At 41.8% G+C, this 24691-nt stretch carries 26 protein-coding genes and 2 pseudogenes; 7 read left to right on the top strand and 21 right to left on the bottom strand.

The window, feature by feature from the left end; translation table 11 throughout:
- Positions 1-9: 9 nt before the first annotated feature.
- The 7 genes from ELQ35_RS05540 to pepF form a co-directional block, all read right to left on the bottom strand.
- Positions 10-1203, bottom strand: coding sequence for a CaiB/BaiF CoA transferase family protein (locus ELQ35_RS05540; RefSeq protein ID WP_246025983.1), 1194 nt, complete (start codon positions 1201-1203; stop codon positions 10-12).
- A 352-nt stretch (positions 1204-1555) separates the two neighbouring features.
- Positions 1556-1954: a cytosolic protein gene (locus ELQ35_RS05535; protein WP_126863831.1), complete on the bottom strand. Its 399-nt coding sequence runs from the start codon at positions 1952-1954 to the stop codon at positions 1556-1558.
- Positions 1955-2049: 95 nt separating this feature from the next.
- Positions 2050-2808: an exodeoxyribonuclease III gene (locus tag ELQ35_RS05530; protein ID WP_126863830.1), complete on the bottom strand. Its 759-nt coding sequence runs from the start codon at positions 2806-2808 to the stop codon at positions 2050-2052.
- Between the two features lie 44 nt (positions 2809-2852).
- The gene (locus tag ELQ35_RS05525; RefSeq protein WP_126863829.1) at positions 2853-3380 is read right to left on the bottom strand and encodes a mismatch-specific DNA-glycosylase; all 528 of its coding nucleotides are present in this window, start codon (positions 3378-3380) and stop codon (positions 2853-2855) included.
- A 74-nt stretch (positions 3381-3454) separates the two neighbouring features.
- Entirely contained in the window at positions 3455-3856 is a 402-nt protein-coding gene (locus tag ELQ35_RS05520) for an anti-sigma regulatory factor (RefSeq protein ID WP_126863828.1), read from the bottom strand.
- An 8-nt stretch (positions 3857-3864) separates the two neighbouring features.
- Positions 3865-4215 (bottom strand): STAS domain-containing protein, encoded by a 351-nt coding sequence (locus tag ELQ35_RS05515; RefSeq protein WP_126863827.1) that lies wholly within the window; start codon positions 4213-4215, stop codon positions 3865-3867.
- 202 nt (positions 4216-4417) lie between these two features.
- Entirely contained in the window at positions 4418-6208 is a 1791-nt protein-coding gene (gene pepF, locus ELQ35_RS05510) for an oligoendopeptidase F (RefSeq protein WP_126863826.1), read from the bottom strand.
- Positions 6209-6565: 357 nt separating this feature from the next.
- Between pepF and ELQ35_RS05505 the strand changes: the two genes are divergently transcribed.
- Positions 6566-6739 carry a hypothetical protein gene (locus ELQ35_RS05505; protein WP_185861673.1) on the top strand — a complete coding sequence of 58 codons (174 nt, stop codon included), beginning with the start codon at positions 6566-6568 and terminating at the stop codon, positions 6737-6739.
- 320 nt (positions 6740-7059) lie between these two features.
- Here the strand turns inward: ELQ35_RS05505 and ELQ35_RS05500 are convergent, their stop codons facing one another.
- From ELQ35_RS05500 to ELQ35_RS05490, 3 genes are read right to left on the bottom strand one after another with little or no spacing between them, the layout of a single operon-like run.
- On the bottom strand, positions 7060-8271 hold the full coding sequence (locus ELQ35_RS05500; protein ID WP_126863824.1) for an iron-containing alcohol dehydrogenase: 1212 nt from the start codon (positions 8269-8271) through the stop codon (positions 7060-7062).
- Positions 8272-8286: 15 nt separating this feature from the next.
- Complete coding sequence (locus ELQ35_RS05495; RefSeq protein ID WP_126863823.1) at positions 8287-9819, bottom strand: aldehyde dehydrogenase family protein; 1533 nt, start codon at positions 9817-9819, stop codon at positions 8287-8289.
- A 22-nt stretch (positions 9820-9841) separates the two neighbouring features.
- Positions 9842-10729 carry a R2-like ligand-binding oxidase gene (locus ELQ35_RS05490; protein ID WP_126863822.1) on the bottom strand — a complete coding sequence of 296 codons (888 nt, stop codon included), beginning with the start codon at positions 10727-10729 and terminating at the stop codon, positions 9842-9844.
- 153 nt (positions 10730-10882) lie between these two features.
- Here ELQ35_RS05490 and ELQ35_RS05485 point away from each other — a divergent pair, with 153 nt between their 5' ends.
- Positions 10883-11569 carry a LuxR C-terminal-related transcriptional regulator gene (locus tag ELQ35_RS05485; protein WP_126863821.1) on the top strand — a complete coding sequence of 229 codons (687 nt, stop codon included), beginning with the start codon at positions 10883-10885 and terminating at the stop codon, positions 11567-11569.
- Here the strand turns inward: ELQ35_RS05485 and ELQ35_RS05480 are convergent.
- The 5 genes and pseudogenes from ELQ35_RS05480 to ELQ35_RS05460 form a co-directional block, all read right to left on the bottom strand.
- Entirely contained in the window at positions 11559-12542 is a 984-nt protein-coding gene (locus ELQ35_RS05480) for a DMT family transporter (protein WP_126863820.1), read from the bottom strand. The genes ELQ35_RS05485 and ELQ35_RS05480 overlap by 11 nt on opposite strands.
- Positions 12543-12701: 159 nt before the next feature.
- Entirely contained in the window at positions 12702-12842 is a 141-nt protein-coding gene (locus tag ELQ35_RS23700) for a ketopantoate reductase family protein (RefSeq protein ID WP_126863819.1), read from the bottom strand.
- 23 nt (positions 12843-12865) lie between these two features.
- Positions 12866-12985: pseudogene (locus tag ELQ35_RS23695) on the bottom strand (DUF488 family protein, N3 subclade); the annotation flags it as partial.
- A gap of 169 nt (positions 12986-13154) precedes the next feature.
- A complete protein-coding gene (locus ELQ35_RS05465) occupies positions 13155-14255 on the bottom strand; it encodes a branched-chain amino acid aminotransferase (protein ID WP_126863818.1) in 1101 nt (366 codons plus the stop codon).
- Positions 14256-14421: 166 nt separating this feature from the next.
- Complete coding sequence (locus ELQ35_RS05460) at positions 14422-15390, bottom strand: metallophosphoesterase family protein (protein ID WP_126863817.1); 969 nt, start codon at positions 15388-15390, stop codon at positions 14422-14424.
- A gap of 338 nt (positions 15391-15728) precedes the next feature.
- Between ELQ35_RS05460 and ELQ35_RS05455 the strand changes: the two genes are divergently transcribed.
- Positions 15729-16832, top strand: coding sequence for an AI-2E family transporter (locus ELQ35_RS05455; RefSeq protein WP_126863816.1), 1104 nt, complete (start codon positions 15729-15731; stop codon positions 16830-16832).
- A gap of 166 nt (positions 16833-16998) precedes the next feature.
- Here the strand turns inward: ELQ35_RS05455 and fdhD are convergent, their stop codons facing one another.
- Together fdhD and ELQ35_RS05445 are read right to left on the bottom strand one after the other, a co-directional pair.
- Positions 16999-17808 carry a formate dehydrogenase accessory sulfurtransferase FdhD gene (fdhD, locus tag ELQ35_RS05450; RefSeq protein ID WP_126863815.1) on the bottom strand — a complete coding sequence of 270 codons (810 nt, stop codon included), beginning with the start codon at positions 17806-17808 and terminating at the stop codon, positions 16999-17001.
- A 16-nt stretch (positions 17809-17824) separates the two neighbouring features.
- The gene (locus tag ELQ35_RS05445; RefSeq protein WP_126863814.1) at positions 17825-18169 is read right to left on the bottom strand and encodes a Na-translocating system protein MpsC family protein; all 345 of its coding nucleotides are present in this window, start codon (positions 18167-18169) and stop codon (positions 17825-17827) included.
- Between the two features lie 384 nt (positions 18170-18553).
- Between ELQ35_RS05445 and fdhF the strand changes: the two genes are divergently transcribed.
- Positions 18554-21490, top strand: a complete 2937-nt coding sequence (fdhF, locus tag ELQ35_RS05440) for a formate dehydrogenase subunit alpha (protein ID WP_126863932.1) — start codon at positions 18554-18556, stop codon at positions 21488-21490.
- 19 nt (positions 21491-21509) lie between these two features.
- Complete coding sequence (locus tag ELQ35_RS05435; protein WP_126863813.1) at positions 21510-21992, top strand: helical membrane plugin domain-containing protein; 483 nt, start codon at positions 21510-21512, stop codon at positions 21990-21992.
- 258 nt (positions 21993-22250) lie between these two features.
- Here ELQ35_RS05435 and ELQ35_RS05430 read toward each other — a convergent pair whose 3' ends face one another.
- The 4 genes and pseudogenes from ELQ35_RS05430 to ELQ35_RS05420 all read right to left on the bottom strand — a co-directional run bounded on the left by ELQ35_RS05430 (position 22251) and on the right by ELQ35_RS05420 (position 23751).
- A complete protein-coding gene (locus ELQ35_RS05430; protein ID WP_126863812.1) occupies positions 22251-22748 on the bottom strand; it encodes a hypothetical protein in 498 nt (165 codons plus the stop codon).
- A gap of 116 nt (positions 22749-22864) precedes the next feature.
- Positions 22865-23305 (bottom strand): YueI family protein, encoded by a 441-nt coding sequence (locus ELQ35_RS05425; protein ID WP_246025999.1) that lies wholly within the window; start codon positions 23303-23305, stop codon positions 22865-22867.
- Between the two features lie 131 nt (positions 23306-23436).
- Positions 23437-23591, bottom strand: a pseudogene (locus ELQ35_RS23690) (SAM-dependent methyltransferase); the annotation flags it as partial.
- On the bottom strand, positions 23542-23751 hold the full coding sequence (locus ELQ35_RS05420; RefSeq protein ID WP_307364920.1) for a hypothetical protein: 210 nt from the start codon (positions 23749-23751) through the stop codon (positions 23542-23544). The gene ELQ35_RS05420 and the pseudogene ELQ35_RS23690, both read right to left, overlap by 50 nt.
- A 209-nt stretch (positions 23752-23960) precedes the next feature.
- On the opposite strand from ELQ35_RS05420, the gene ELQ35_RS23685 reads away from it, so the two are divergent.
- Positions 23961-24173: a DUF4277 domain-containing protein gene (locus tag ELQ35_RS23685; RefSeq protein WP_126863931.1), complete on the top strand. Its 213-nt coding sequence runs from the start codon at positions 23961-23963 to the stop codon at positions 24171-24173.
- The gene (locus ELQ35_RS05410) at positions 24170-24460 is read left to right on the top strand and encodes a hypothetical protein (RefSeq protein ID WP_126863810.1); all 291 of its coding nucleotides are present in this window, start codon (positions 24170-24172) and stop codon (positions 24458-24460) included. Before ELQ35_RS23685 ends, ELQ35_RS05410 begins: the two co-directional genes overlap by 4 nt.
- Positions 24461-24691 lie beyond the last annotated feature (231 nt).

Genomic DNA, 24691 nt, shown 5'->3' with positions numbered 1-24691 from the left:
ACTTCCTCCTCAGACAATTTTATCTTTTTTAAGATTACTGATTTCAACTGGATCATAGCCTAAATGTGTTAAAACCTCTTCAGTATGTTCACCGGCAACGGGCGGGTGCCTTTTACATTCAGCCGGTGTCCTCGAAAACTTCAATGGGCTGCCAACAAATCGTATATCTCCTGCGGTCGGATGCTCACAGTTCCATACCATTTGTCTTTCTTTTACCTGGGGATCTTCAAAAACTTGTTTAAGATCATTGATTGGCCCGCACGGAATACTATAGGCGTTTAAAAGGGAAATCCACTCCGTTGTTGTTTTCCTTTTAATCACTTCGGAAAGCATATCGATTAATGCATTCCTATTTTCCACTCGTGCTGGATTGGTAGAAAATCTGTTATCAGTACTTAACCTTTCAAGGTTAAGAACGGTGCAGAGGCTTTTGAACTGCCGATCGTTTCCAACCGCAATGACGATTTTTCCGTCCATCGTTTCGAAGGTTTGGTAAGGGACAATATTGGGATGCACATTGCCCAGCCGTCCTGGAACTTTCTCTGAAATCAAATAATTACTGGCGACATTCACCAAAGTGCTCAACTGCGAATCGAAAAGGGATATGTCAATGCTTTGTCCCTCTCCTGTTCTGTCCCGTTCGTTCAGGGCAGCCAAAATTCCGATTGCTGTATACATGCCGGTGACGACATCGGTAATAGCAACACCCACTTTCATTGGTCCTGATTGTTCATCTCCGGTTATACTCATTAACCCCGACATCGCCTGGATGATAAAATCATACCCGGGCAGGTCCTTATACGGTCCGGATTGCCCAAACCCTGTAATCGAACAAAAGATGAGCTTTGGATTGATCTTTTTTAAATCTTCATACGCTAAGCCTAATCTCGCCATCGTTCCGTGTTTAAAGTTCTCGACCACAACATCGGCATGGATGATTAGTTTTTTTACAATCTCTTTTCCTTCCTTTGATTTTAAATCTAAGGTAATCGCCCGCTTATTCCGGTTCGCACACAGATAGTACGCACTTTCATCCCCGGCATAGGGAGGGCCCCATTCCCTTGTTTCATCACTTCCGCCGGGAGCTTCTACTTTTATGATATCGGCCCCCATATCTCCTAAAATCATCGTACAATAAGGTCCTGCCAATACCCTTGTTAAATCAAGGACTTGTATGCCATCCAAAGCGCCAATATGAACCACCCTCCTTTTCAATAAAAAAAGCCAGCCATATCAAATAAATGATACAACTGGCTTTAATCTATTCCGCTGCTTCGGGCTGGCGAAGTCAAATAGATTCCTCAGTTTAAAAAATATGAGATTCATTCAGTAAGCTTCACTGATCTTGAAAGTGGAAACTTTCTAGGAGTGAGTTACAGTTAGCTTACAAAATAGTGAGAATTTTGTCAACAATGATTCAACAAAATAATTCAACCAAAATGCAGGTGAATTCAACCAATTTTGAGATTTATTCAACCAAACCGCCGGGGAATTCATCCAAACTGTCAGGGAATTCCTATAACATCGGCTGCACATGGATAAAACGCATATGGGATTATGGCTTTATATCTTTCCCAGCCTCCGTAATATGGTGCAAGAGATGAGCGAGGTGATGAACTGGTCCAAACTCCTCTTCTTGCTCTTCTTCGGATTCCTCGTAAAAATAAGCATCCTGTAAAAAGAGGGCCATGAATTCATAAAAATCCTTCATTCCAAAGGAGTAACAGGCACTTGGCTCCTCGCTTTCCTCTTCATACTGAAGCACGAGGTAGGAAAGGTCACCGTCATCATCCTCAGCATCTAAAAAAATAAAAAAACCAATGTTCGTATCTAATTCGAATAAACGCCTTGTTCCCCTCCCGGCCGCTTTTTCTAATTCTTCCTGATTTAATTTTTGAACCTGCATCGTGTCGACATTATCTTCTTGGTGAAAGCTTACAATAAAAGAGTTCATGATTACCTCCTGTTAAGTATATTGGGTAAGAGCGGTTATTTGTAAGATTATTCCCTTATTTCGTCAAAAATATTTCTTTTATTTTTTGCAAAAAGTTAATCAATATCAATCTCCAGGACGACAGGACAGTGGTCACTTCCCATGACACGGGAATGAATCTGTGCATCTATAATCGATGGAGCCAATCTTTCCGATACAATGAAATAATCAATTCGCCAGCCAATATTTCTCTCTCTGACCTTGCTCATATACGACCACCACGTGTACGAGCCTTCTTTATCAGTATATAAGTATCTAAATGTATCGATAAAGCCGGAGCCAAGTAATTCTGTCATTTTCCCGCGTTCTTCTATCGTAAAACCTGAATTTTTCCTGTTCGCTTTCGGATTCTTCAAGTCTATCTCCATGTGTGCTACATTTAAATCACCACAAAGAATTACGGGCTTAACAGCATCTAATTCCTTCAGATAGTTCCTAATTTGATCTTCCCAGGCCAATCTGTAATCCAACCTAGCCAAATCCCGCTTTGAGTTCGGTGTATATACAGTCACCATATAAAACTCTTCAAAGTCGAGAGTGACGACTCTGCCTTCTGCGTCTTGTTCCTCCGTTCCGACACCGTAGCGGACTGATAAAGGCTTTTTCTTTGTGAATATCGCTGTGCCGGAATACCCTTTCCGAAGCGCATAATTCCAGTATTGTTCGTACCCTTCAAGATCCAAATGAATTTGCCCTTCCTGCAATTTGGATTCCTGGATGCAGAATATATCAGCATCCATTTCCTTGAAATAATCAATGAATCCCTTCCCCACACAAGCTCTTATTCCGTTTACATTCCAGGATACCAGTTTCATCTAAGCTAAACTCCTTACCGCGAATCTTATTTGTTAATAAACTTCTAATCATTTTTTCCTGCTTTAAGAGAACGGAGCAATTCTGGCAGATGACTATAGATCTTGATCACTTCTTCCATCTTCATCCTTACCAGCCCGCTGGATGACGGAGCCACAAAGTCAATCGTTCCCGAAACGACAGAATGCTCCTGAACTCCCCAGGGAAGCACTTTCAGCCCGCTATATTGCTGGTAAACGCCTTTTCCGACAAAGCAGATGACTTTCGGTTTAAAATGAGCAATTTTTTTCTTTAGTTCTTCTCTGCCTTCTTTATATTCTGCCTTCAATATTTCCTCGGCGGTTTTTGTTGGCCTCGAAACGATATTTGTAAATCCATAACCCAGATCCAATAATATCTCATCCTCTTCATGCCGATATTTTTTGGGCGTGATGCCTGCTTCATGGAGAATTCTCCAAAACCTGTTATTAGGGTTTGCATAATGGTGTCCGGTCTCGCCCGAGCGAATGCTCGGATTAAAGCCGACGAACAAAATATCCAGATGATCATTCATATGGTCGCTAATCGAATTCACTCACATTCTTCCTTCCATTTCAATAAAAATAAAAAAACCGAGAAGTTGATAGTTTCTCAGTAAGATATAAAAAGTTATTTAAGCCATTTAACTGCCGTTACTTCTGTACCGACACCAATAGCTGAATCAATCTCGAACTCGTCCATCAGGCGTTTGACTCCCGGTACGCCGGCTCCCAAGCCGCCCGATGTTGTATATCCGTCTTCAAGTGCTTTCCTGATATCTTCTATTCCAGGGCCTTTGTCTTTTGCTACGATCCGTAACCCGTTCCGATTATTTTTATGGATTTCCTCAATTACAATTTTTCCTGGAAGTGCGTATAAATATATATTTCTGGCTAATTCGGAAATAGCTGTCGTTATCCTGGACTGATCCACGATTCCAAATTCCAGCCGTTTTGCGGCTTCCCGGCCAGCCTGGCGTGCAGCCACAATGTCCCATTCATTTTTTATAGATACTTCATTTGTTGTTTTCATGTATCACCTTAATAAATGTCATTGAGAATTTCTATACCTTTTTCTAAATCAAGAGCGGTATTTGCACTTTTCAGGTGGATTCCAAGCTCAATTAGAGTAATCGCGACCGCAGGCTGAATACCAGTCAAAACGACTTTTGTACCCATCAATTCCGCCATGCTGACTATTTCTCCCAGGATTCTTGCTATGTAGGAATCAATAATTTCCATTGAGGTTAATTCAAGAACGACTCCCTTTGCCGTAGTTTCATGAATTTTATTCAATAGATCTTCTTGAAGTTCTAAAGCGCTGATATCATCAAGTTCTACTTGGATGGAAACAAGCAGAAGATCGTACATCTTTAATATTGGTATCCTCACCCGATCACTCCTAAACGAAACACGTTTTCTGAAATCCTGCAGATATTATCGAAATTAATGATAGTTAGAATTGTTATCAATTATATTATAGGATGGGAATAGTCAGTTAGCAAGGTAAATCAAAGGTTGAAATGGCTAACATGCTGTTTTCCGATTTTATTACCTTACTTTAAATATTTGCGGTCATTTAAAAAGCGTTTGTTTAAAGCCGGGCAAATTCATCAACTAAATCACTGAAGATGGAAAGGGCGCTTTGAATCGGCTCCGGTTTTGTCAAATCCACACCTGTTGCCTTTAACAGCTCAAGCGGATAATCCGAGCTGCCGCTTTTCAGGAAATCGAGATAATGATCCAATGTTTCCTTATCACCTGATAGGATTCTATCTGCAATATGAATCGCGGAAGCATAGCCAGTCGCATATTTATAGACATAAAAAGGACGATAAAAATGCGGGATGCGCGACCAGCCAAATTTCACTTCTTCATCTAACACGAGCAGATCGGAACCGTTATATTCCTTAAACAGTTTTTCATATATTGTATTGAATGCCTCTGTATTCAGCGGTTCACCGGCCTCCGCTTTGTCATGGACGATTTTTTCGAATTCAGCGAACATGACCTGGGTAAAGAAGGTCCCTTTAAACCCGTCGATAAAATGATTGAGCAAATGTTTTTTCATGTGGTTATCTTTTGTCGTTTCAAGCAAGTAACGAATGAGCAGAATTTCGTTGACAGTTGATGCCACCTCAGCAACAAAAATAGAATACCCTGCCGTGATTTGCGGCTGGTGCTTTGTACTGTAATAGGAATGCATTCCATGGCCACATTCGTGGGCCAATGTGAATAAGCTATCGAGATCATCTTGATGGTTCAACAGAATAAACGGATGCACACCGTAAACTCCCAGATTGTAAGCCCCTGAGCGCTTGCCGGGCGTTTCCCTGACATCAATGTAGCGCTTTTCTTTAAATCCGGATAAAGTTGCCGCATAATCCTTTCCAAGTGGTGCTAGTGCACTTAGCATCGTTTCGAAAGCTTCCTCATAGGAAATATCCTGTTTGATGCCTTTCACCAGAGGTACGCTTAAATCATACTGCCGGAGTTCATCCACCCCAAGGATTTTCTTGCGCAGGCTAATGTACGTATGCATTGGTTCGATATTTTCCTTCGTCGCTTTAATCAGGTTATCATAAACCGTTAAAGGGACCATGTCAGAAAAAAGGGACTTCTCAATTGCTGAAGGATAATTCCTCAATTTCGAAATCAAGACATTATTCTTAACTGCTGCAGACAATGTGGAAGCAATCGTATTTTGCAGATGAATATAAGGCTTGTAATATGCTTTATAAGCCTCTTCCCGCTTTTTGCGGTCTTCATTCTCAATCAATTTAGCGTACATGCCGCGGGTCAAATTGACTTTTTCGCCGTTTTCAGCCGTGATTTCCCCGAACTTGATGTCAGCATTATTAAACATTCCAAACGTTTTTTGAGGAGCAGACAGGGTTTCCCCCATTTGCGATAAAATTTCCTCTTGGTCTCTGTTGAGCACATGTTTTTTGTAGCGAAACGAATCCAATAAATCTTCCTCAAAATATTGCAGGCCTTCCACTTCAGAAATATATTTTTTCAGCGTTTCCTCTTCAAGGCTCAATAGGAATGGCATAAAAAAAGAACTGGCAGCGCTGACTTTTTGTCCAAGCTGGCTGGATCTGTCCAACAACGCCTGGGAAGTGGTATCCCTCGTATCACAATCCACATGAAGCATAGCGTAAGCATATACTTTGCGATATAGGAAGGATAATTCTTCACTTTGTGTCAGGTAGTTATATAAAGATTGGGCATCATCCAAACGACCGTCGTAAGCCTTTAACGTTTCTGTTAGCTTTTCAATTTGTTGATAGTCCTGCTCCCAGGCCGTTTTATTTTCGTATATGTCAGTTAGATTCCATTGTTCTTGTACAGGTACTTCCTGTCTAGATTTGTATGTTTTCATTTATAACGTGCTCCTTAAAAGTATTTATGTACATAATAGCGTATTCGATGTTTATAAAGAAATGAATGCAACTTTTCCTTTCAAAAAAGCATTCGAAATAGTTACCTACTTTTCAGAAAATTTTGTTTAATTCTTTCAGCAGGGGGAATTAATAAAATGTAAGATATTCTCGGGACCAAAGGAGCTGTTTTATCATGCGCGTGAACTACTGCCAATGGAATAAAGAGAATGACGAAGCTGTATTCAGTCCGGGTGATCAGGGTTAGAATATAGAAATGTTGGAGAGTATCGTTTTTCTTAAAAAGGGTTTGATTACAAAGATCAATGGCTATTCTCGTCAAAGGAGCTGGTATGAGTATGGTTCTCAGTCTCTGGAATAAAGAGAATAACGAAGCCGTTAGAAACCCGGCTGATCAAGACCATCATGATCCTTCAAAAAATCTTTTAGCTGCCAATGCATTCGATGTGGCACAATTAAGGGATGACACACCTGAGTTTGATATAAACGGAACTGCGCTAAATAGTATGTAACGCACCCCCTCTTGCTGAATGAGGATTTCCTCTTTTAAAGCAAAGAGGGTTTTTAATTTTACTTGTATCCGATAAGAGATTTTTCCCAAGGCGAGAGAATAAGTGGTTTTCCAGGGGGAAAGATTGTACCAACTGAACCTGCGCTCGGGAAAGGACGTCAAGCTCCATGGATGATTTCAATTGTGATTTTTCACCGGTCAAGATCCGATTAAGAGAAACGATGCTGAAGGCGAGCTTTACCCGATCAATAACAACATGGAGAAATAAACAGTAATCAAAATGAAAGACAGCTCCGCTGAAAAGCAAAGCTGTCCGTTGTTTTATTGAACGGGAAGTGGTACGACCCTTTGTCCGATGGCTTCGATTAATTCTTTCGGCAAAGGAAAGTTGACTGCTGCCGGATCAGAAGCGACTGCGGATATCGCCTTTTGCAGGTTTTCTGCTGAAATATTGTATTGTGAGAAATCAGCAGGCAGCCCTGTTTTCACCTGTAAGAGGCGGATCTTTTCGATTGCCTTTTCGAGCAGAGCCGCTGGATCTTCATGGTCCGCTTTTATACCCAATGCTTGTGCAAGTTCTTTTACTTTTGGCAGATAAAGATCAGGAATGTACTCCATTACAATCGGCAAAAATACAGCATTCGCAAGTCCATGAGGTATCCGGAATATCGCACCGTACGCATGTGCCAGGTTATGGACAGGTATCGCATTCAATGCGAAGCTAAACGCCGTTATGCCCATTAAGCTGGCCTGGAGCATTTCCATTCTCGCTTCTAGATTGGACCCGTCGCTGACTGCGATTGGCAGGTTTTTTTCGATAAGACGAATGGTATGCAGCGCATAAGAATCCGTGAGTGATGTCGCATTCGGTGAAGCAAGTGCTTCTATTGCATGGGTCAGCGCATCCATCCCCGTAAAAGCAGTAATCAATGGCGGAAGTCCTGTGGTCAAGTCAGGATCGAGAATTGCCATGTCTGCACTTAAAAATGGATTGATAATATTCGTTTTCAACTTTATTTCTTCATTATAGATAACGGCAATCGGTGAAACTTCCGAACCCGTCCCTGCTGTTGTCGGAATGGCGATATGCGGAATCGGGATGTGTTGTGCCTGCGGGAATGATTCTGACACAAAGCCACCTGGAATTGCTTCGCTAATATCGGTTAACCCCTTGAACAATGAGTACTTTACTCCTTTTACGGTATCAAGCACACTGCCTCCTCCCACAGCAAGCAGGGCATCGGCACCTACTTCCCTTGCATAGCGCGCGGCGGCATTCACGCATTTGCTTTCAGCATCCTGTGTAATATCCAGAAAGATGCCGGCAAGTTCAGGCCCTGTCCCGTGTGGTGTCAGCTTGAATATTTCCGCTACCTTTTCAACAATTCCCGCTTTTTCCAGGCCTCTGTCACTGAAAAGAACGACTCTTTTTGCCCCCATTCCCCTAAATAAATCCGGTGCGAGCGCCCTTGAATTTGAACCAGTATGAATGGCTGTGCGCAGCCAGAAACTGGATAATGTCGTAGTAAGCAAAACAATTCCCCCTTTTTAAGATTGAACCGAATCTGAGAATAAAATTTGGTACCAGCTCCGCTTATGCAGTTCAGGAACCATTGATGTATGGACATGTTTAAGTTGTGTATATGCATCCAAAGAATGTTTTCCCATTTCACGGCCTATACCGCTCTGCTTATAACCCCCGAAAGGAGCATCATTGCGCAGCATATGCCAGTCATTGATCCAGATGATCCCTGCCTGCAATTTTCTTGCAGCTGCATATGCTTTATTCACATCGCGTGTCCAGATTCCCGCCGCAAGCCCGTAAATCGAATCATTAGCCATGGCGATTGCTTCCTCTACATCAGAATAGCGGATTACCGAGAGTACAGGGCCGAAGATTTCCTCCCTGGCAATTTTCATATCGTTTGTAACATTTGTGAAGATGGTTGGCTCGATAAAATGGCCGCCTTCACAGCCGGAAACTGTCATTTCCTTCCCGCCGCAAACCAACGTAGCGCCTTCCTGCTTACCTAATTCAATATAGCTGAGGATGGTTTCCTTTTGTTTCCTGGAAATAACAGGCCCAATTTCAGTTTGCTGGTCAAGAGGATTGCCCGGTTTCAATGTTTCAGCCAAAGCAATAAGCCTTTCTACAACTTGATCATACAGCTTGTCCGGTACAAATAAACGGGTGCCGGATTCACAAAGCTGGCCGGAATGTAAAAAGACACCGAATAAGCTGCCAGGCACTGCGATATCCAGATCAGCATCTTCGAGAATGATATTTGGCGACTTTCCGCCAAGTTCAAGGGTTGTATTCTTGATTGTGCCCGATGCAATTGACATGATGTTCCTGCCAACCTCGGTCGATCCCGTAAAGGCAACTTTGTCCACTTTGGAATGGCGGACAAGAGCCTCGCCAACTTCTGCCCCAGCACCGGTTACAACATTGATGACTCCGGAGGGAACAAATTGTGAAATGATTTCTGCCAGTTTAAGAGTAGATAACGGCGTATAGCTTGCCGGTTTAATGACAACTGTATTTCCCATCGCAAGTGCCGGCGCAATTTTCCAGGTGGCTATCAACATCGGCATATTCCACGGTGTTATCGCTGCACAAACACCAATCGGCTCCCTCCAAACAAAATTATGCGCAGGTCCCGGAAACGGCGGCGAAGGAAGTGTTTCTGAAAAAGGATATTCCAGGACGAATTTTGCCATGGTATTAAATAAATCTACCATCTGCAATATATCGTTGCTGGCGATCCGGCGAACTGTGCCGCCACTGGAGATGGATTCCAGATATACCAGCTCTTCTGCATTTGTTGCAATCCCATGGGCAATCGCGTTTAATACTTTGGAACGGTCCTTTGGAGACATATATTTCCAATCCGATTTATCAAACGCGTCCCTCGCAGCCTGTACAGCTTTATCCACATCTTCTACGCTGGCCTTTGCTGCTTTGGCAACCAATTCTCCTGTTGCCGGATTATGAACATCGAAGGTTTCTCCGCCAGTTGCCGGTTCCCATTTTCCGTTAATAAATAACGGAAACGTTTGAATGTCTACTTGAACAGTCATGTAACGTCCTCCTTTTAGCTTGTTATACGATCCCGAATTCGCTTTCCTTCTGCTTATATATTTCCTCCACTTTCCTGCCTTGTGATCTTGCCAGAATCTCCATCCGAACGGATAGCTGCTTCATCGTAAAATTCATTGTCTCCTCAAAGTCATTGCCAAATGGAGAATCTTCCACCATTCCCTCCTGGTTGAGCTGGATGGCCAGCGGTGTTAATTGTTCCATTTTGCTTGTAACAATATCAAAGATATGTGGGTGCTCACTGATCAAACGCTGCAGCAGGAACGTCCCGTAAGCTATATGGCGGGATTCATCCTTCTTTAAGTAGCCGATGCCTTTCAATAGCCCCGGCATGGTGCCAATCTGTTCCAATGATTGATAAAAAGAATAGTATCCTGTCTCAGCTAGTACACCCTCGACAAACATATTATAAACAGTCGAAGCTTCGGCTAAGGCCTCAGGTGAATGGTCGTCGACAAGACGTTCCATTGCATTGGGGAGGATCTGATTGAAAATAGTATCGTAGGTTTCCGTATGATAAATGGAAAGGTCTCCTTTTTCACCGAGTGCATTCAAAACAAGCCTAAAAAATTCGGTATGCTTTGCTTCTTCAAATAAAAAGGTGGTTAAAAACATTTCTTCCTCAAGACGGCCTTCTTTCGCGATCACCATCATTAATGGCAGCAAGTCCCTTGTTACTGCTTCCTCCCCAGCCTGAAATTGCGAAATCAGCTTTAATATCCCTTCTTTTTGTTCATGGCTGAATGTTTGCCAATCCTTAGCATCCTGCGTAAAATCAATGTCTGCTGGATTCCAGGTCCCCAACCGTTTCGCTTTCTGAAAAAGGCGAAACGGCAGGGAATCTTCCAAAAGTCCTCTTTTACTCGTAGTTAAAATCGTTCTCTTTTCCATACATAACCTCCTGGGAACATATAAAGCCCGACACTAGCAAAACAGGAAAGAATGTCGATGAAAAACATTCAGGATTGTAAGGGCTTTCACTATATTATAAGATGAAAGAAACAGGAATAACATCACTGAAAATATAGGGGTGAAAAATGTCGAATGATGGATCAAGCAGTTTATGAATATATGGAAAAAATCGCAGAAGTATCTGATGTACGGAAAAAAGCTGAATGGATGATGCGGGGATGCATTCAATTTTTTCCATTCCAGCGTGCCTCGTTGTTTACCTACTCACCATTGAGCCATACAGGTGAAGGAATATTCTTAATCGAAAATGACAAAATGGTTTCATTGGAAGCTGTGAAGGATGACGTTCGACCAATCTTCCCGCTTTTTCAGGCCTTAACGAGAAATAAGCCTGTTTTCATAAACAGAGAGGATATCCTTAATTCGTTTCCGGATAAGTATGTCCGCCATTTTGAACTATCGACGCTGGCCATTGTTCCAATCAGTCTCGTTAATATTGTGGTTGGTTTTGTTTTGGTAGACAGCTATATTGGGGAATATCCATTTACAAAAAATTATTTGTCGCTTCTTTCCTACTATTTCAAACGCATGACTGTCCCCTTCTTTCCTTCGTTCCCCGAAAAAAACACGCTTAGTAAACGGGAAACGGAAGTACTTCAACACCTTGCCAACGGATATTTAATGAAGGAGATGGCATCGATGATGTCTGTAAGTGAATATACGGTTAGAGATTATATAAGTTCTGTCGTAAGGAAGCTCGGCGTTAATCACCGAGCCGAGGCAGTTGCAGTTGGAATGAGAAAAGGCATTATCCTGTGAATTTTTCTTTGTTTACAGCTTGTAAAACGGTGTTTTCTGTCCTTGTGGAAACATAACTATGCAGAACCATGCCGACTATCACAAGCCCCATTCCCATCCATGACATGAATGAAGGCCATATTGTTGAGAGCAGAAGAATCTCTCCTGTCGCCGCAAATAAGACTTCCAATGATTGAGTGGATTCGACAGCTCCTAATTTCCGCATGTTCCCCTTCACCAAATCGGTTGCAGCAAAAAAAAGAACCGTGGCAAACACGCCGGCAAATAGCGCAACACCCGCGGATTGCCATATCTGTTCTTTTGCCGGCATTCCCACTGTGATGAAACTGTAACACGAGAGAATCAGCCAAAACGGCAGGCTTGCAATCGTCATCCCTAAAACGCGCTGCCAGGCATCAAGCCGACCTGCACATATTTCCATCATTTTGCGGTTTCCAAGCGGGTATGCAAATGATGCGATGATAATCGGCACCACGCATAATATGGCATATCTTATGGAGAGTTCTGAAGCCTGTTCGTACTGCATAAGAGCGACCCCAAAAAGGATGACCAGGGACATCGCCAACCCTTTATACGGGATTCTTCCTCTTATCCGCGCAGGGCCATTCACCGTCTGTATCGTTTCATAGAATAACGGGACGAGCAAGGACCCCGAGATAATCGTAATCTGCCATGTTCCGGCAATCAGCCAGCCCGGACCGTAAGCCGCAGCAAAACAAATCGGAGCATAAAACAGGCCAAAACCGATAGTACTCCATAACACCCATGATAGTGGCCGCTTTTTCATCTCATCAAATAGCGGAACCAGACTCTTTTTGAATAAGACGATAATAAGCAGCATCGGCACCATAAAGAAATAGCGCAGCGAAGCACTCCAAATCCAGCTTCCCCCAGACAAATCCATCATCCGGTTAAAAATAAACGTAAAAGCAAAAAAGAAAGCCGCACAAACACCCAACGTAATTGGACGCAATCTGTCCACCCCGTTTCGAAAAAATCATAATCTTTATTTTACTGCCTAATTTACTTATGGCAACAAGATTTTGAAGAGTTCTGAACGCTGCATGACCTCTGGAAAAAGAAAAAGCTGACTTTCCATGGAGATTAGGATCATCAGCCATTATAAATTCGTTCATTTTATATAAGGATGAAGAAGTGAATAGATAGCACGAATAACCGGTACTTGAATTTCATGTTTGTTTGCTTGTTCCAAGACATTTCCTTGCAAGCTTTCTACTTCAATAGGCAAGCCTTTTTCAAGATCACGATGCATCCATACTTATTTTATCACATTTCTTAAGAATCGTTCGTAAGGAAATCCCGTAACACCACAACATGATTGTATTCCTGATCCTTGGCAGCATATACAAGTGTGACGGTTCCTTCCTTATCCCATTCAAGCAGGCGACCGACCGTTTCTTGATGTTCCGTACTCTAACGGGTGCGATGCATTGTTTTTGCTGGCACTGTGAGTTGTTCGCCTGGCTGCAACGAAACAGTTTCGTATATAGAAAAAGCAAATTCAAAAGGGCTCAATCATTAAATGATTGAGCCCTTTAAGTTGAATCTATTCTGGGTCACGAGATTAACGGACAGTGGAAAGACTGCTCGCCTTTGTGACCTCGACTACCCAGTCCAGCGGGTCTTCCAGTTTGCCGCGTTGGATACCAGTCAAAGTATCGTATAACTTTTTGGAAAGCTCCCCGGTTTTGCCTTCATTGATGAGTAACTTCTCGTCCTGCCAGAAGAATTCTCCAATCGGAGAAATGACTGCAGCTGTACCGGTCCCGAATGCTTCTTCTAATGTCCCGTTTTTATGTGCCTGCCGAACTTCTTCCATCGAGATTCTCCGTTCGGTTACCGGGATATTCCAGTATTTTAGCAATTCAATAATCGAAGTCCGGGTAACTCCTTGAAGAATACTGCCATTTAATGCAGGAGTGATGATTTCTCCGTTGATCTTAAAAAAGACATTCATGCTTCCGACTTCTTCAATATATTTCTTTTCGACTCCGTCAAGCCATAACACCTGGGAATAGCCCATTTTTCCTGATACTTCCTGTGCTTTTAAACTTGAAGCATAATTTCCACCCGTTTTTGCCGTGCCTGTCCCGCCGTTTACAGCCCGGACAAATTGTGTTTCCACAGCGATTTTAACAGGATGAATGCCTTCTTTATAGTATGAGCCGACAGGAGACAGGATCATGATGAATTTATAAGAACCTGAAGGTGCAACCCCCAGATATGGTTCAGTTGAAATGACGAAGGGACGGATATAAAGAGAGGTGCCTTCTGCCGTCGGTATCCATTCCCGATCAGTCTCAATCAGCTGCTTTAGTGCAGTGAGAGCCAGCTCCTCATCTATTTCAGGGATGCAAAGTCTGTCATTTGACTTGTTTAAGCGCTGAAAATTCTTTTCGGGACGGAATAGCAAGATCCTTTCGTCCTCTGTTAGATATGCTTTCAATCCTTCAAAAACGGATTGGCCGTAGTGAAAAATCATCGAAGCTGGATCTAAAGTGATTGGCTGGTAAGGAACGATTCGAGGGTCATGCCAGCCCAATTCTTCGGTATAGTCCATCATGAACATATGGTCCGTGAATACTTGCCCGAATTCAAGCTGATCGGATTGAGGTTTTTCTTTTTTTGTTTCGCTAAGGGTGATTGTTATATTTTGTGTATTCATTCCGTTAACTCCTCATCAATAAAATAAATTATACATGGAATCTATAAAAGCCATTGTACTCCTTTATCTGTATAAACATCAACCCCATATTATTAAAAATTCTGATTTTTTTATGTAGTTTCGTCTATTTATGCTGAAAATCAGCACCATCATGACGGTAATGGTGCTATTTATCAAGTTGGACCGTAAATGTTTTGATCCAGGATTTGTTACTGAATTCCCTCGCCTTGATTTCTACTCGGTCTTTGTATATTTCGACAAGTAGACCCTGCGATAATCCTGGTTTTTTGCCTTTGTTACTCATTACATAACTTACCGAAGATGTATTGACCATCGTAAATCCGTCCTGATAGACTGTTTTGGGGTTATTCAGCTCATAATGTGAATGGCCGCTGAATAGGATGGTCTGTGGATATTTACGCAAGATACCCTTTAACCTTGTTCCTTCAAAATCCGTATATTTTCCTTCTGTGCCATATACGGAATGCTTAACTGGCTGATGAAGAAAAACAAAGATTGGTTTATTTTTTTTTGCCTTCATGCTAATGGTTCGTTCCAGCCAGCGATATTGTTTGTCAGATATATATGGACCATTTGGGTTTTCGGGAAGCTTTCTCTCACTTCCAAGTGTTATAAAATGGTAGCCCTCAATCCATTTATCGTAATAGACATTTTCCCTATTCGTTTTTGTAATAAATCTTTTTACAAGGATTTGATTGGAAAGCAAAGGGCGATTCCAGTATCTGGCTTCAAAAAATTCATGGTTTCCGATCGCGAGTATTTTATCCACACCAGGGTTGGAACCGGTTTGCAAAAGACTCATGAATTTATCATATTGTTCGCCAAGTCCTTGATTTGTGAAATCTCCGATTATGGCAATCGCTTTGTACCCTGGGGCGATTTGCTGATAATCTTCCAAGGCGTGGAGGAACTTTTCATCGGTTTGTCCGCTGCAAATTGGAATCCCTTCAATTGTTCTTGGCTCACCGCATATATGAACGTCGCTCAGGACCGGAAACTGCATGATTGGAATTTCTTTGTCGAATTGTTTGCTGGCATTTGATGAAGCCAAACCAGGAACAGTGAATAATAAAAGGGTAACACAGAGGAGAAATATTCGGTGAATGCTGTTCATAGAATAACTCCTTTCATTCAATAAGGTGCCATTGTGTTCATGTTTCCCTGGAAAGTTAAAAAATATGAAGGAAGAATTGGGTTTTTTTCTTGGGAATGTATGAATAGAAAAGCATAAAATGAATTAAAGAAGCTCCTGTCCCTTTGCACGATTTTAAGGACAGAAGCTAATCATATTATCTAGTTGATACACTGAGTTTCCTGATCAAAAAAGACACTCAGCTTTTCATGGTTCCGTTTCGCTTTTTCATAACCTTGCCTGAAAAGTTTACTATTACGAAAAAGAAGGAATTAGTTAAGCAGACAGATCCAGATGAAAACGCTGAGGAGGTATACATTTTGTGGATCAATAAACCGTTTTTCAAATATGCAGCAGGTATTTTACTAACAATACTCATTATTTACTTACTCGGGAAAATGGATTATTTTTTCGCGCCATTCCAAAAAATGATTGCTACCATCTTTTTCCCAATCCTTATTGCCGGTCTGCTTTATTATATTGTCAGGCCGCTCGTAAAGCTGTTATCCAAATTCCTCCCAAAAACAATTAGCATCTTGGCAGTATTTGCAACTGCTGTGGGAGTCATATTCCTTGTGGTACACTATTTTGGCCCTGCAGTTTCTGAACAGGTGCAAAACCTTTCTAGTCAATTTCCAAATAAGGTCAAAGAGTTTTCCGACAAATCCGAGGAAGCGATCAAAGAAAATGACTTTGGTATGGTAAAAGACAGCGAAAATATTCAAGGAAAAGCAATCGGCTATTTTCAATCAATCTCTTCTCAGATCACAGGCAATCTAGTCCAGATCTTTTCAACGATCACAAGCATAGCAACAGTTTTGATTATTGTACCGTTCATTCTTTTTTATTTTCTGAAGGATGACGAAAAGCTAAAGCCATTTCTTCTCAAATATATTCCGAATAATGTTGAGAATGAAGGCAACAAAATAGTAAAAGACGTTGATAAGACATTATCGACCTATATCGTCGGTCAACTTACGATTGCGGTCGTGGACGGTGTGTTAATGTATATAGGCTACATGATTATCGGACTTGATTACGCAATCGTTCTGGCATTGTTTGCGATGTTTTTGACGGTCGTCCCTTTTCTTGGCCCGTTCATCGGAATCATTCCGGCATTATTCGTTGCACTTCAGCACGAGCCTATCATGGCCTTGAAGGTTTTACTAGTTCTCGTCATTGTTCAGCAGCTCGAAGGGAACCTGGTAACGCCCCATGTAATGGGCAAGCGTCTCCAAATTCATCCTCTGACAATTATTCTCCTGCTTTTGGTTGCAGGTTCCATTTACGGTTTTATTGGTATCTTGATTGCGATTCCGCTCTATTCCGTAATCAAGACCCTGGTTAAAAACTTCCGCTTGTTTTATCGTTTGCGGCAAAGAAAGAATGTGACTGAAACAGCAGATGAAACGGGTACGATGTAGCAGTTGAAATAATATAGCAAAAAGTTCTGCTACTGTGCTTGCCAAAAAGAACAAGGGTTTGTCCATTTCAGTCATTGTTGACTTTTGGACAGACCCTTTTTTAATATAATTCAGACAAGTTTTCATTTGAACATACCTCGTATATTACGAAAAGAATTATCTCGTATTATGCATTAAGTTCCTGTTCCAACTTGACCCGCTCTGGACAGGTGTACACATTTAATGATTGGTTCCTGACGAAGCCGATGGCAGTGATCCCTAGTTCTTCGGCGGCCTGCAGGGCAAGCTCGGTGGGCGCCGACTTTGATATGACAATCTCACAGCCGATTTTCGCCACCTTTAACAGGATTTCCGAAGAAATACGGCCGCTGAAGACTAGTATTTTGTCACGTATCGTAATGTTGTTGCGCAGACAATATCCATAGATTTTATCCAGGGCATTGTGCCTGCCGATGTCCATTCTGCTGAGAAGGGTGCCGTTTAAATCACAAAGTGCGGCATTGTGGACACCGCCAGTTTTTTGAAACATCTCAGCCGACCTTTGCAGCTCGTCCATTAACCGAAAACAATCCTCAGGGGAGACTTTCACAGTAATTTGTTCCATCTTTTTTGCGGTTAATGCATCATTGGCAAAGACAAATCCTTGTCTGCTCATTCCGCAACACGAAGTAATATAGCGCTTATTTTGCAGCTTATGGTAATAAGGATTGATCTTATTGGTTTTGACGTGTGCCACGCCATCCTTTTCCTGCACCCAGATTTCGTCGATATCCTCAGCTTTTTTAATAATTCCCTCAGAGGCCAGGTAACCAACAATCATATCTTCGATGTACTCTGGCGTACAAACCATTGTGACGAATTCTTCTCCATTGATTTTCACGGTAACAGGGTATTCAGTTACGACGCTGTCTTCTGTCCATGTTGCCTCTGAATTCGAAAAACGGAGAATGTCCCGTTTTACCTCTAATGCCTTCATTATAGTCCCCTCCTTTTTATGTAATGTTTTTGTCAAAGATAAATACGGAAATGCCGATATCCTCTTCCACCTTGATATCTGAAAACAAGTGGATCAATGTTGCACCTACCAGTGTATTCATCCCTTCCGGTGGGGAATTCTTATACACTTCCTGTATCAGTTTTGTCCTGGCCGAATGAACCATATCCCGGCCTTCAGGAGTCCGGGCAATAAATTTTTCCGTCGGTGTCAGGTTCCCGTATAAGGTCGAAATCGCTTTATTTTCAATAAAAACGGTATGGATTTTTTCCGGTCCTTTCCCAAATAATTCTTTTCTAAGCTTTCTGAGAATATCATTGAATTCATGGATTTGTTTTGACATGCATCTATCCCCTGTGAGTACTATATTTCTTGAGCTCATTTCTTAAGCTGTTTGATCTTCTGACAATAGTTATCATAAATGAAGTTTTCATAAAATAAAAGCCTGATGTTAATTTGTGGACATCTTGTGTATTTTAAATAGTAGGTTTATAATAGCTTTGAGTTGGAGTCTTAATAACACGATTGTTAAGGTTCTATCGGACTATTTAAAAATGGATTGGTAATTTAGTAAGATCTGCTAATGAACTGTTCCACCATGTAAGCGCATTCTCTTTTTTGAAAAGGAGAGTTGTGTCTTCGTGGTGGTTTTTTTATTTTGAAAGGAAGGATTAAAATGGGAAATGGCACAATCAGTCTTGTAAGCAAGGATGGCACACTGAACATAATGGCTAAAAGCACAATCAGCCTGATGATTAACAATCAGCCATACACAGCTAAAGAAGGGTCAACCATCCTTCAAATATTGAATGAAAATGATATCCAGCATCCACAGATTTGTTACGTACCTGAAGTCGATCCGATTCAAACATGTGATACCTGCATTGTCGAGGTAAACGGAAAGTTGGGGCGATCCTGTTCTACTGTTGCAAAAGAAGGCATGTATATCGAACTTGCTTCCAGCCCTGCCAAAGCGGCGCAGACAGAGGCAATGGATCGGATTTTGGAAAACCATTTATTATATTGCACAGTTTGCGATAACAATAACGGCAATTGTAAATTACATAATACAGCAGAAATGATGGAGATCGCCCATCAGAAATATCCCTACACTCCTAAGGTCACGACGGATCAAGTAGACATGACACATCCCTTCTACCGTTATGATCCAAATCAATGTATTGCCTGTGGCCAATGCGTGGAAGTATGCCAGAACTTACAGGTGAATGAAACCATTTCCATTGATTGGGAGGCGGAGCGTCCACGGGTAATCTGGGATGCTGGTACTACTATTAATGATTCTTCATGCGTAGGTTGCGGACAATGTGTAACGATATGCCCATGTAATGCTTTGCAAGAGAAATCAATGCTCGGAGAAGCTGGATTCATGACTGCCCTTGATGATGAAATGCTTACACCGATGATAGATCTAATTAAAGAAGTAGAACCAGACTATACAACTATTTTCGCGATTTCCGAAGTAGAAGCGGCTATGCGTGACACACGCACGAAGAAAACGAAAACGGTTTGTACGTTTTGCGGCGTAGGCTGCTCATTCGAGGTTTGGACAAAAGACCGCAAAATCCTAAAAATCCAGCCAACCTCCGATGCACCGGTTAACGCGATTTCTACTTGCGTAAAAGGAAAATTCGGCTGGGATTTCGTAAATTCTGAGGAACGTATCACCAAGCCGTTAATCCGTAAAAATGGAACGTTTGTTGAATCCAGCTGGGAAGAAGCGCTCGATTTAGTTGCAAGTAAATTGGGTTCAATTAAACAACAATACGGTAAAGGTTCCGTCGGCTTTATCTCTTCTTCTAAAATTACCAATGAAGAAAATTATGTCATTCAAAAATTAGCACGTCAGGTCTTTGAAACGAACAATGTTGATAATTGCTCACGTTACTGTCAATCCCCGGCAACCGATGGTTTATTCCGTACAGTGGGTATGGGCGGAGATGCCGGAACTATTAAGGATATCGCGAAAGCAGGCCTTGTAATCATCGTTGGAGCAAATCCAGCGGAAGGCCACCCGGTACTTGCTACCCGCGTTAAACGTGCGCATAAGCTGCATGGCCAAAAACTGATTGTTTCTGATCTTCGTAAAAACGAGATGGCAGAACGCTCTGATATTTTTATGAGTCCAAAGCAAGGAACGGACCAGGTTTGGCTGATGGCTGTAACGAAATATATCATCGATCAAGGATGGCACGATCAGAAGTTCATTGAAGAAAATGTTAACTTTTTTGAAGATTTCGATGAAGTTCTTGAAAAGTATACCCTTGAATATGCTGAAAAAATGACGGGTATTTCAAGAGAAACCCTGATCCACGTAGCTGAAACGATTCGCGATGCGGATGGTACTAGTATTCTATGGGGAATGGGTGTAACCCAAAACACCGGTGGTTCTGATACGTCCGCCGCGATTTCCAACTTGCTTCTTGCTACAGGAAACTATCGCCGGCCTGGCGCTGGTGCCTACCCTCTTCGTGGGCATAACAATGTACAAGGTGCCTGCGATATGGGAACTCTCCCAGGCTGGCTTCCAGGTTATCAGCACATTACCGATGATGCTGCCCGTGCAAAATTTGAAGAAGCTTATGGCGTGAAAATCGACGGAAAACCAGGTCTTGACAATATTCAAATGCTTCACTCGATTGATGAAGGCAAGATGAAAGCTATGTATCTAGTCGGAGAAGATATGGCGCTTGTAGATTCCAATGCCAATCACGTACACGATATTTTATCAAGCCTTGAATTCTTTGTTGTTCAGGATATTTTCCTTTCCAGAACAGCTCAATATGCAGATGTAGTCTTGCCTGCCACTCCATCTCTTGAAAAAGATGGAACATTTACAAACACAGAACGACGTGTACAAAGATTGTATCAAGCACTTCCAACACTGGGAGACTCCAAGCCTGATTGGTGGATCGTGCAAGAGGTTGCGAACCGTTTAGGTGCAAATTGGGAATATAGCCATCCTAGTGAAATCTTTGCAGAGATGGCAAGTTTATCTCCTCTTTTTGGAGAAGCAAATTATGACGTGCTTGAAGGTTGGAACAGTTTCCTATGGGGCAGCTTTGATGGGAAAAGCACACCGCTGCTTTATGTAGATGGATTTAATTTTCCTGATAAAAAAGCCCGTTTTGCCCTTTCTGATTGGGTACGTCCTGTTGAATTCCCTGAACAATATGACCTTCACATCAACAATGGCAGAATGCTTGAGCATTTCCACGAAGGAAATATGACGAACAAATCAACTGGGATTCAATCTAAAGTACCTGAAGTATTCGTCGAAGTTTCTCCTGAACTTGCAAAAGACCGTGGAATTCATGATGGTTCACTTGTGCGCCTTATCTCTCCGTTTGGTGCAGTTAAATTACATGCACTTGTAACAGATCGTGTTAAAGCAAATGAGCTTTTCTTGCCGATGAATTCAGTAGACAAAGATTCGGCGATTAACTTTTTATCAGGCCCTGCGGTCGACCAGCGTACGAATACGCCTGCCTATAAGCAAACTATGGTCCGTATGGAGATATTGCGTGTAGATGGGGAAACTCCTCTAGCTGCAAGTAACCATCGTACTAAAAAACGCAACCCTCAAAAAGGTGTCGAGGTAGAACGTAAATGGAATCGTCCTGGTTATGTTCATCTGACACATTGATTGTAAGGAGGAAATTCATATGGCTCAACCTATAACATTTATTCAGAAAAAAGTCCTGACAGCCGAGGAACTGCAACAGCAAAAACTTGATGAGTTAAAGTCCCTCCTTTCCGAGAATGAGGAAGCTCTTAACAAACTGATGGGAATTGTTGGCCAACTGAATGACATCGGGGTCCTTGGAGCTGCTCACTCCATAATTCAATCCAAGGAAAAAATCACAAAAGTTGCCCTGGAACAAGTTTCGCGGGAACCGGTAACAAACCTGCTAAATGTGTTAATGGGTGCTACCGGAGCGATTATGCAGGCAGATCCTCATGCCACTGAAAAGGTTGTGAAAAGCAGCATTGCCGGCTTGCATGCGGCCAACGAGCATTTAAATAGCAATAAAAAAGTCGGCGCCCGAGATATAATGAAGGTTTTGAACGATCCAGATATTAATCGCTCGATTGGATTCGGCATTCACTTCCTGAAGGGAATGGGAAAAGCTCTAAAAAATGATTAACACTCCCCTCTAAGGGGGTGCTGTGGCACCGTAATAGGCTTTCTCGTTCGGAAAATGTGTCAAGATAGTACCCTCCCGCCTGCTGAGCTATTTAGCGGCGGGTGTTTTACTTTTTTTCGGATTGACAATTGCAAATTTGGTTGAATTAGCTTCTGGATATTGTTTGGCTGAATTCCAACTCAGTTTAGTTGAATTCCTGTGAAGTTTTGTTGAATTAATCTCCAGAATGTTAAATTGATATTTTGCGATCCCCTGTTGTTAGTAAATCTCCAGTTCAGTTACGTATTGAATAGACCCTTGCTCCGACTCAAAGTTTGCTTCAAAAATGAACGTTCCTTCTTTATCAGGAAAAAGGAAGGCTCCCTTCTCATGGTTGATTTTGTCCTTTTTTCCGTTCTGGATCAAAAAGAGTTCGGCAGGTTGTCCATTCAGCTCGTGTCCTTTCTCCTTCAGATAAAAACGGGCCTTTGTTCCTTTTTTGAAACGTAGCATTTCATGTTTTCCGGCAAATACGGTGATATCTAGAATCTTCTGGACCAGGCGTTCACCATCTTTCTTTGTCCAATCGTGATCAGCTGCTTGGAGAGATTGTGTTTTTAGCACAGTACTTATTTGTCCGCTAGGCAGTTCCGTCTGTGCCTGTGTCAAACCAGGTTTGCTGAAGCCATTTAAAACTAAAATGGTCAAAAATAATGATGCTAAAACGATCCCATTGATAACGATTGCGGAAAAAGCAGGGAATATCGACCTGTTCATACGGTTCCCTCCAGGCTCAGGATATTGTCTTGTACTTTCTTTGTTTATTCAGCATGACTATTGAAATTCCTGCTGCATAAATCAAAAAATGCATTACAACTAGTAATGCACGCAAATCAATTTCTTTTCTTTTTCAGTTTGTTGATGAATCTCGAAACAAAACCTGGTCTCTTCCTTTTTTCCGCTTTTTGTTTAGGGCGCTGATCAATAGTAATCGTGTCTTTATCAACTGCTGTATCAGAGGCCAAAACCAGCCCTAATTCAGATGTATGCTCAGGGCTAGCTATAATTTTATAAGGGGCTTTGATTTTTGAGGCTAAAGCAATATATTTTGCTAAATCTGAGTAATTCATAGCGCCATTCAACAATAAAGTTGCCTTGTAATTTTCTTTTAGAAGTCGGGCAATTTCCGGATAAGTGGTTGCCTCCCTCACCTGAGCCCGGGTTAAAACAACAACTACCCTTTCCCTCAAGGTCCCCAGGTATTTTTTCCGTTCCTCCGGTTTAAGCACCTTCTTGCCATGAATTCCTTCCTGAAGATAATCATCAATGGTCACCCTGGACAAATGGACACCTCCATACCTATTTTTCTCTCTTATATTAAATGACCAGGTATGAAAATCGTGACAGTCCCATTTGGATTGAATGTAGTTCTTTATGAATTTAATGGAACAAAGAGAATGAATGCTTATTTTTTACAATGAAATAGTAAGAATAGCGGAATTCTCATCCTACGCTCAAATTCTTCCTGATTTTGAAAATGTTCCTGCGATGTTTCCCTTCTTTAATGTCTTCAATGCAAAATCCGGCCTGCTTTAAGCTGTGGAAATACTCTTCTATCGTTGCCAAGATCCAATAACGTTTTTCCTTTGACATCTCCAATAAGAGTTAAAATAATAGGCTTCTCAATTAAAGCATTTGGGCTATTGTTGCGACTTCTTCTGGCCATATATTTGTCAAAAAATGAATCATCGTCATAAACTGAATAACCCTGATATTCCATTCTCATCCCTCCATAAATTTCTACCAGAATTATTCTACCATACATAAATCTGGTTAAACGGTCAACCTATTTTCCTCATGTAAGAAATTGACGAAAATTGATTTTGATTGTCACTTAAAAGGATTGAAGATACCTAAGGTCGAATCATTGTTAGAATACTTCCTGAATGAGGTGATCTGCGTGTCCAGCACAGTTGAAGATGCTCAAAAATCTATGCTTGTTTTCCTCCGTCATTTGCTCACTTTTGCGATGAACTGAATGTGGTGAAGCATATTAACGATCGTGTTTCCTGGGATTCAAACCGAGCGGAAATGTCCCCCGGTCAAGCCATTAAAGCGTTGGTTATTAACCTTTTTGTTAAGCGAGAACCCCTTTATCGTGTGAATGAATTTTGTAAACGTGGAGATTTCCAATTTATTTGACAAGGCTCGGTAGCCCGATGATTTTAACGATGACCGCTTGGGGCGGGCTTTGGAAAAGCTCGCATAGATTGACCTTCCAGGCATTTATCACGATATTGCTTTTGAAGCTCTGGAGAAGGAAGGGATCTCAGAAAAAAGATCTTGACGTGTCCAACGAACGATCGGAGATCGAAAAATCCATGAAAACCTGGAGTGAGATCGAATACCATTGCCACGAAGATGCCGCCGTACAATTGGATCAACATTCGGCTACAAGATTAATTATCATCAACTTATTGGTGAAGTGAAACGGATGGAAAAAGTAAAAAGACGTCAGGGACGATCAAAGACGGCTACAGTCCCGGTGGACATTTATTACACGTGCCACTTCACCGTGATCGAGGATGATACATAAATCCAAAAGGCACGTGAAATGGAAAGTACGTCTAATCGATTTGGAATATTTTTGTAAAAAAGCAAACATTTCTGTAATCAGACGCAAATATAGAAGCATAGGATAGAAGGGTTTCATTAAAAAG

The organism is Peribacillus cavernae (genome assembly GCF_003989135.1).
GTDB classification, from domain to species: domain Bacteria; phylum Bacillota; class Bacilli; order Bacillales; family DSM-1321; genus Peribacillus; species Peribacillus cavernae.
This window is presented reverse-complemented; position numbering and strand designations above follow the sequence as displayed.

Excerpts from the sequence above, each read along its gene's own strand:
- ELQ35_RS05465 (WP_126863818.1), bottom strand. The coding sequence starts at position 14,255 with ATGAATACACAAAATATAACAATCACCCTTAGCGAAACAAAAAAAGAA.
- pepF (WP_126863826.1), bottom strand. The coding sequence starts at position 6,208 with ATGAAAACATACAAATCTAGACAGGAAGTACCTGTACAAGAACAATGG.
- ELQ35_RS05430 (WP_126863812.1), bottom strand. The coding sequence starts at position 22,748 with ATGAACAGGTCGATATTCCCTGCTTTTTCCGCAATCGTTATCAATGGG.
- fdhD (WP_126863815.1), bottom strand. The coding sequence starts at position 17,808 with ATGAAGGCATTAGAGGTAAAACGGGACATTCTCCGTTTTTCGAATTCA.
- ELQ35_RS05460 (WP_126863817.1), bottom strand. The coding sequence starts at position 15,390 with ATGAACAGCATTCACCGAATATTTCTCCTCTGTGTTACCCTTTTATTA.
- ELQ35_RS05535 (WP_126863831.1), bottom strand. The coding sequence starts at position 1,954 with ATGAACTCTTTTATTGTAAGCTTTCACCAAGAAGATAATGTCGACACG.
- ELQ35_RS05435 (WP_126863813.1), top strand. The coding sequence starts at position 21,510 with ATGGCTCAACCTATAACATTTATTCAGAAAAAAGTCCTGACAGCCGAG.
- ELQ35_RS05420 (WP_307364920.1), bottom strand. The coding sequence starts at position 23,751 with ATGGAATATCAGGGTTATTCAGTTTATGACGATGATTCATTTTTTGAC.
- ELQ35_RS05505 (WP_185861673.1), top strand. The coding sequence starts at position 6,566 with ATGGTTCTCAGTCTCTGGAATAAAGAGAATAACGAAGCCGTTAGAAAC.
- ELQ35_RS05445 (WP_126863814.1), bottom strand. The coding sequence starts at position 18,169 with ATGTCAAAACAAATCCATGAATTCAATGATATTCTCAGAAAGCTTAGA.
- ELQ35_RS05520 (WP_126863828.1), bottom strand. The coding sequence starts at position 3,856 with ATGAAAACAACAAATGAAGTATCTATAAAAAATGAATGGGACATTGTG.
- ELQ35_RS05530 (WP_126863830.1), bottom strand. The coding sequence starts at position 2,808 with ATGAAACTGGTATCCTGGAATGTAAACGGAATAAGAGCTTGTGTGGGG.
- fdhF (WP_126863932.1), top strand. The coding sequence starts at position 18,554 with ATGGCTAAAAGCACAATCAGCCTGATGATTAACAATCAGCCATACACA.
- ELQ35_RS23700 (WP_126863819.1), bottom strand. The coding sequence starts at position 12,842 with ATGCATCGTGATCTTGAAAAAGGCTTGCCTATTGAAGTAGAAAGCTTG.
- ELQ35_RS05485 (WP_126863821.1), top strand. The coding sequence starts at position 10,883 with ATGATGGATCAAGCAGTTTATGAATATATGGAAAAAATCGCAGAAGTA.
- ELQ35_RS05495 (WP_126863823.1), bottom strand. The coding sequence starts at position 9,819 with ATGACTGTTCAAGTAGACATTCAAACGTTTCCGTTATTTATTAACGGA.
- ELQ35_RS05490 (WP_126863822.1), bottom strand. The coding sequence starts at position 10,729 with ATGGAAAAGAGAACGATTTTAACTACGAGTAAAAGAGGACTTTTGGAA.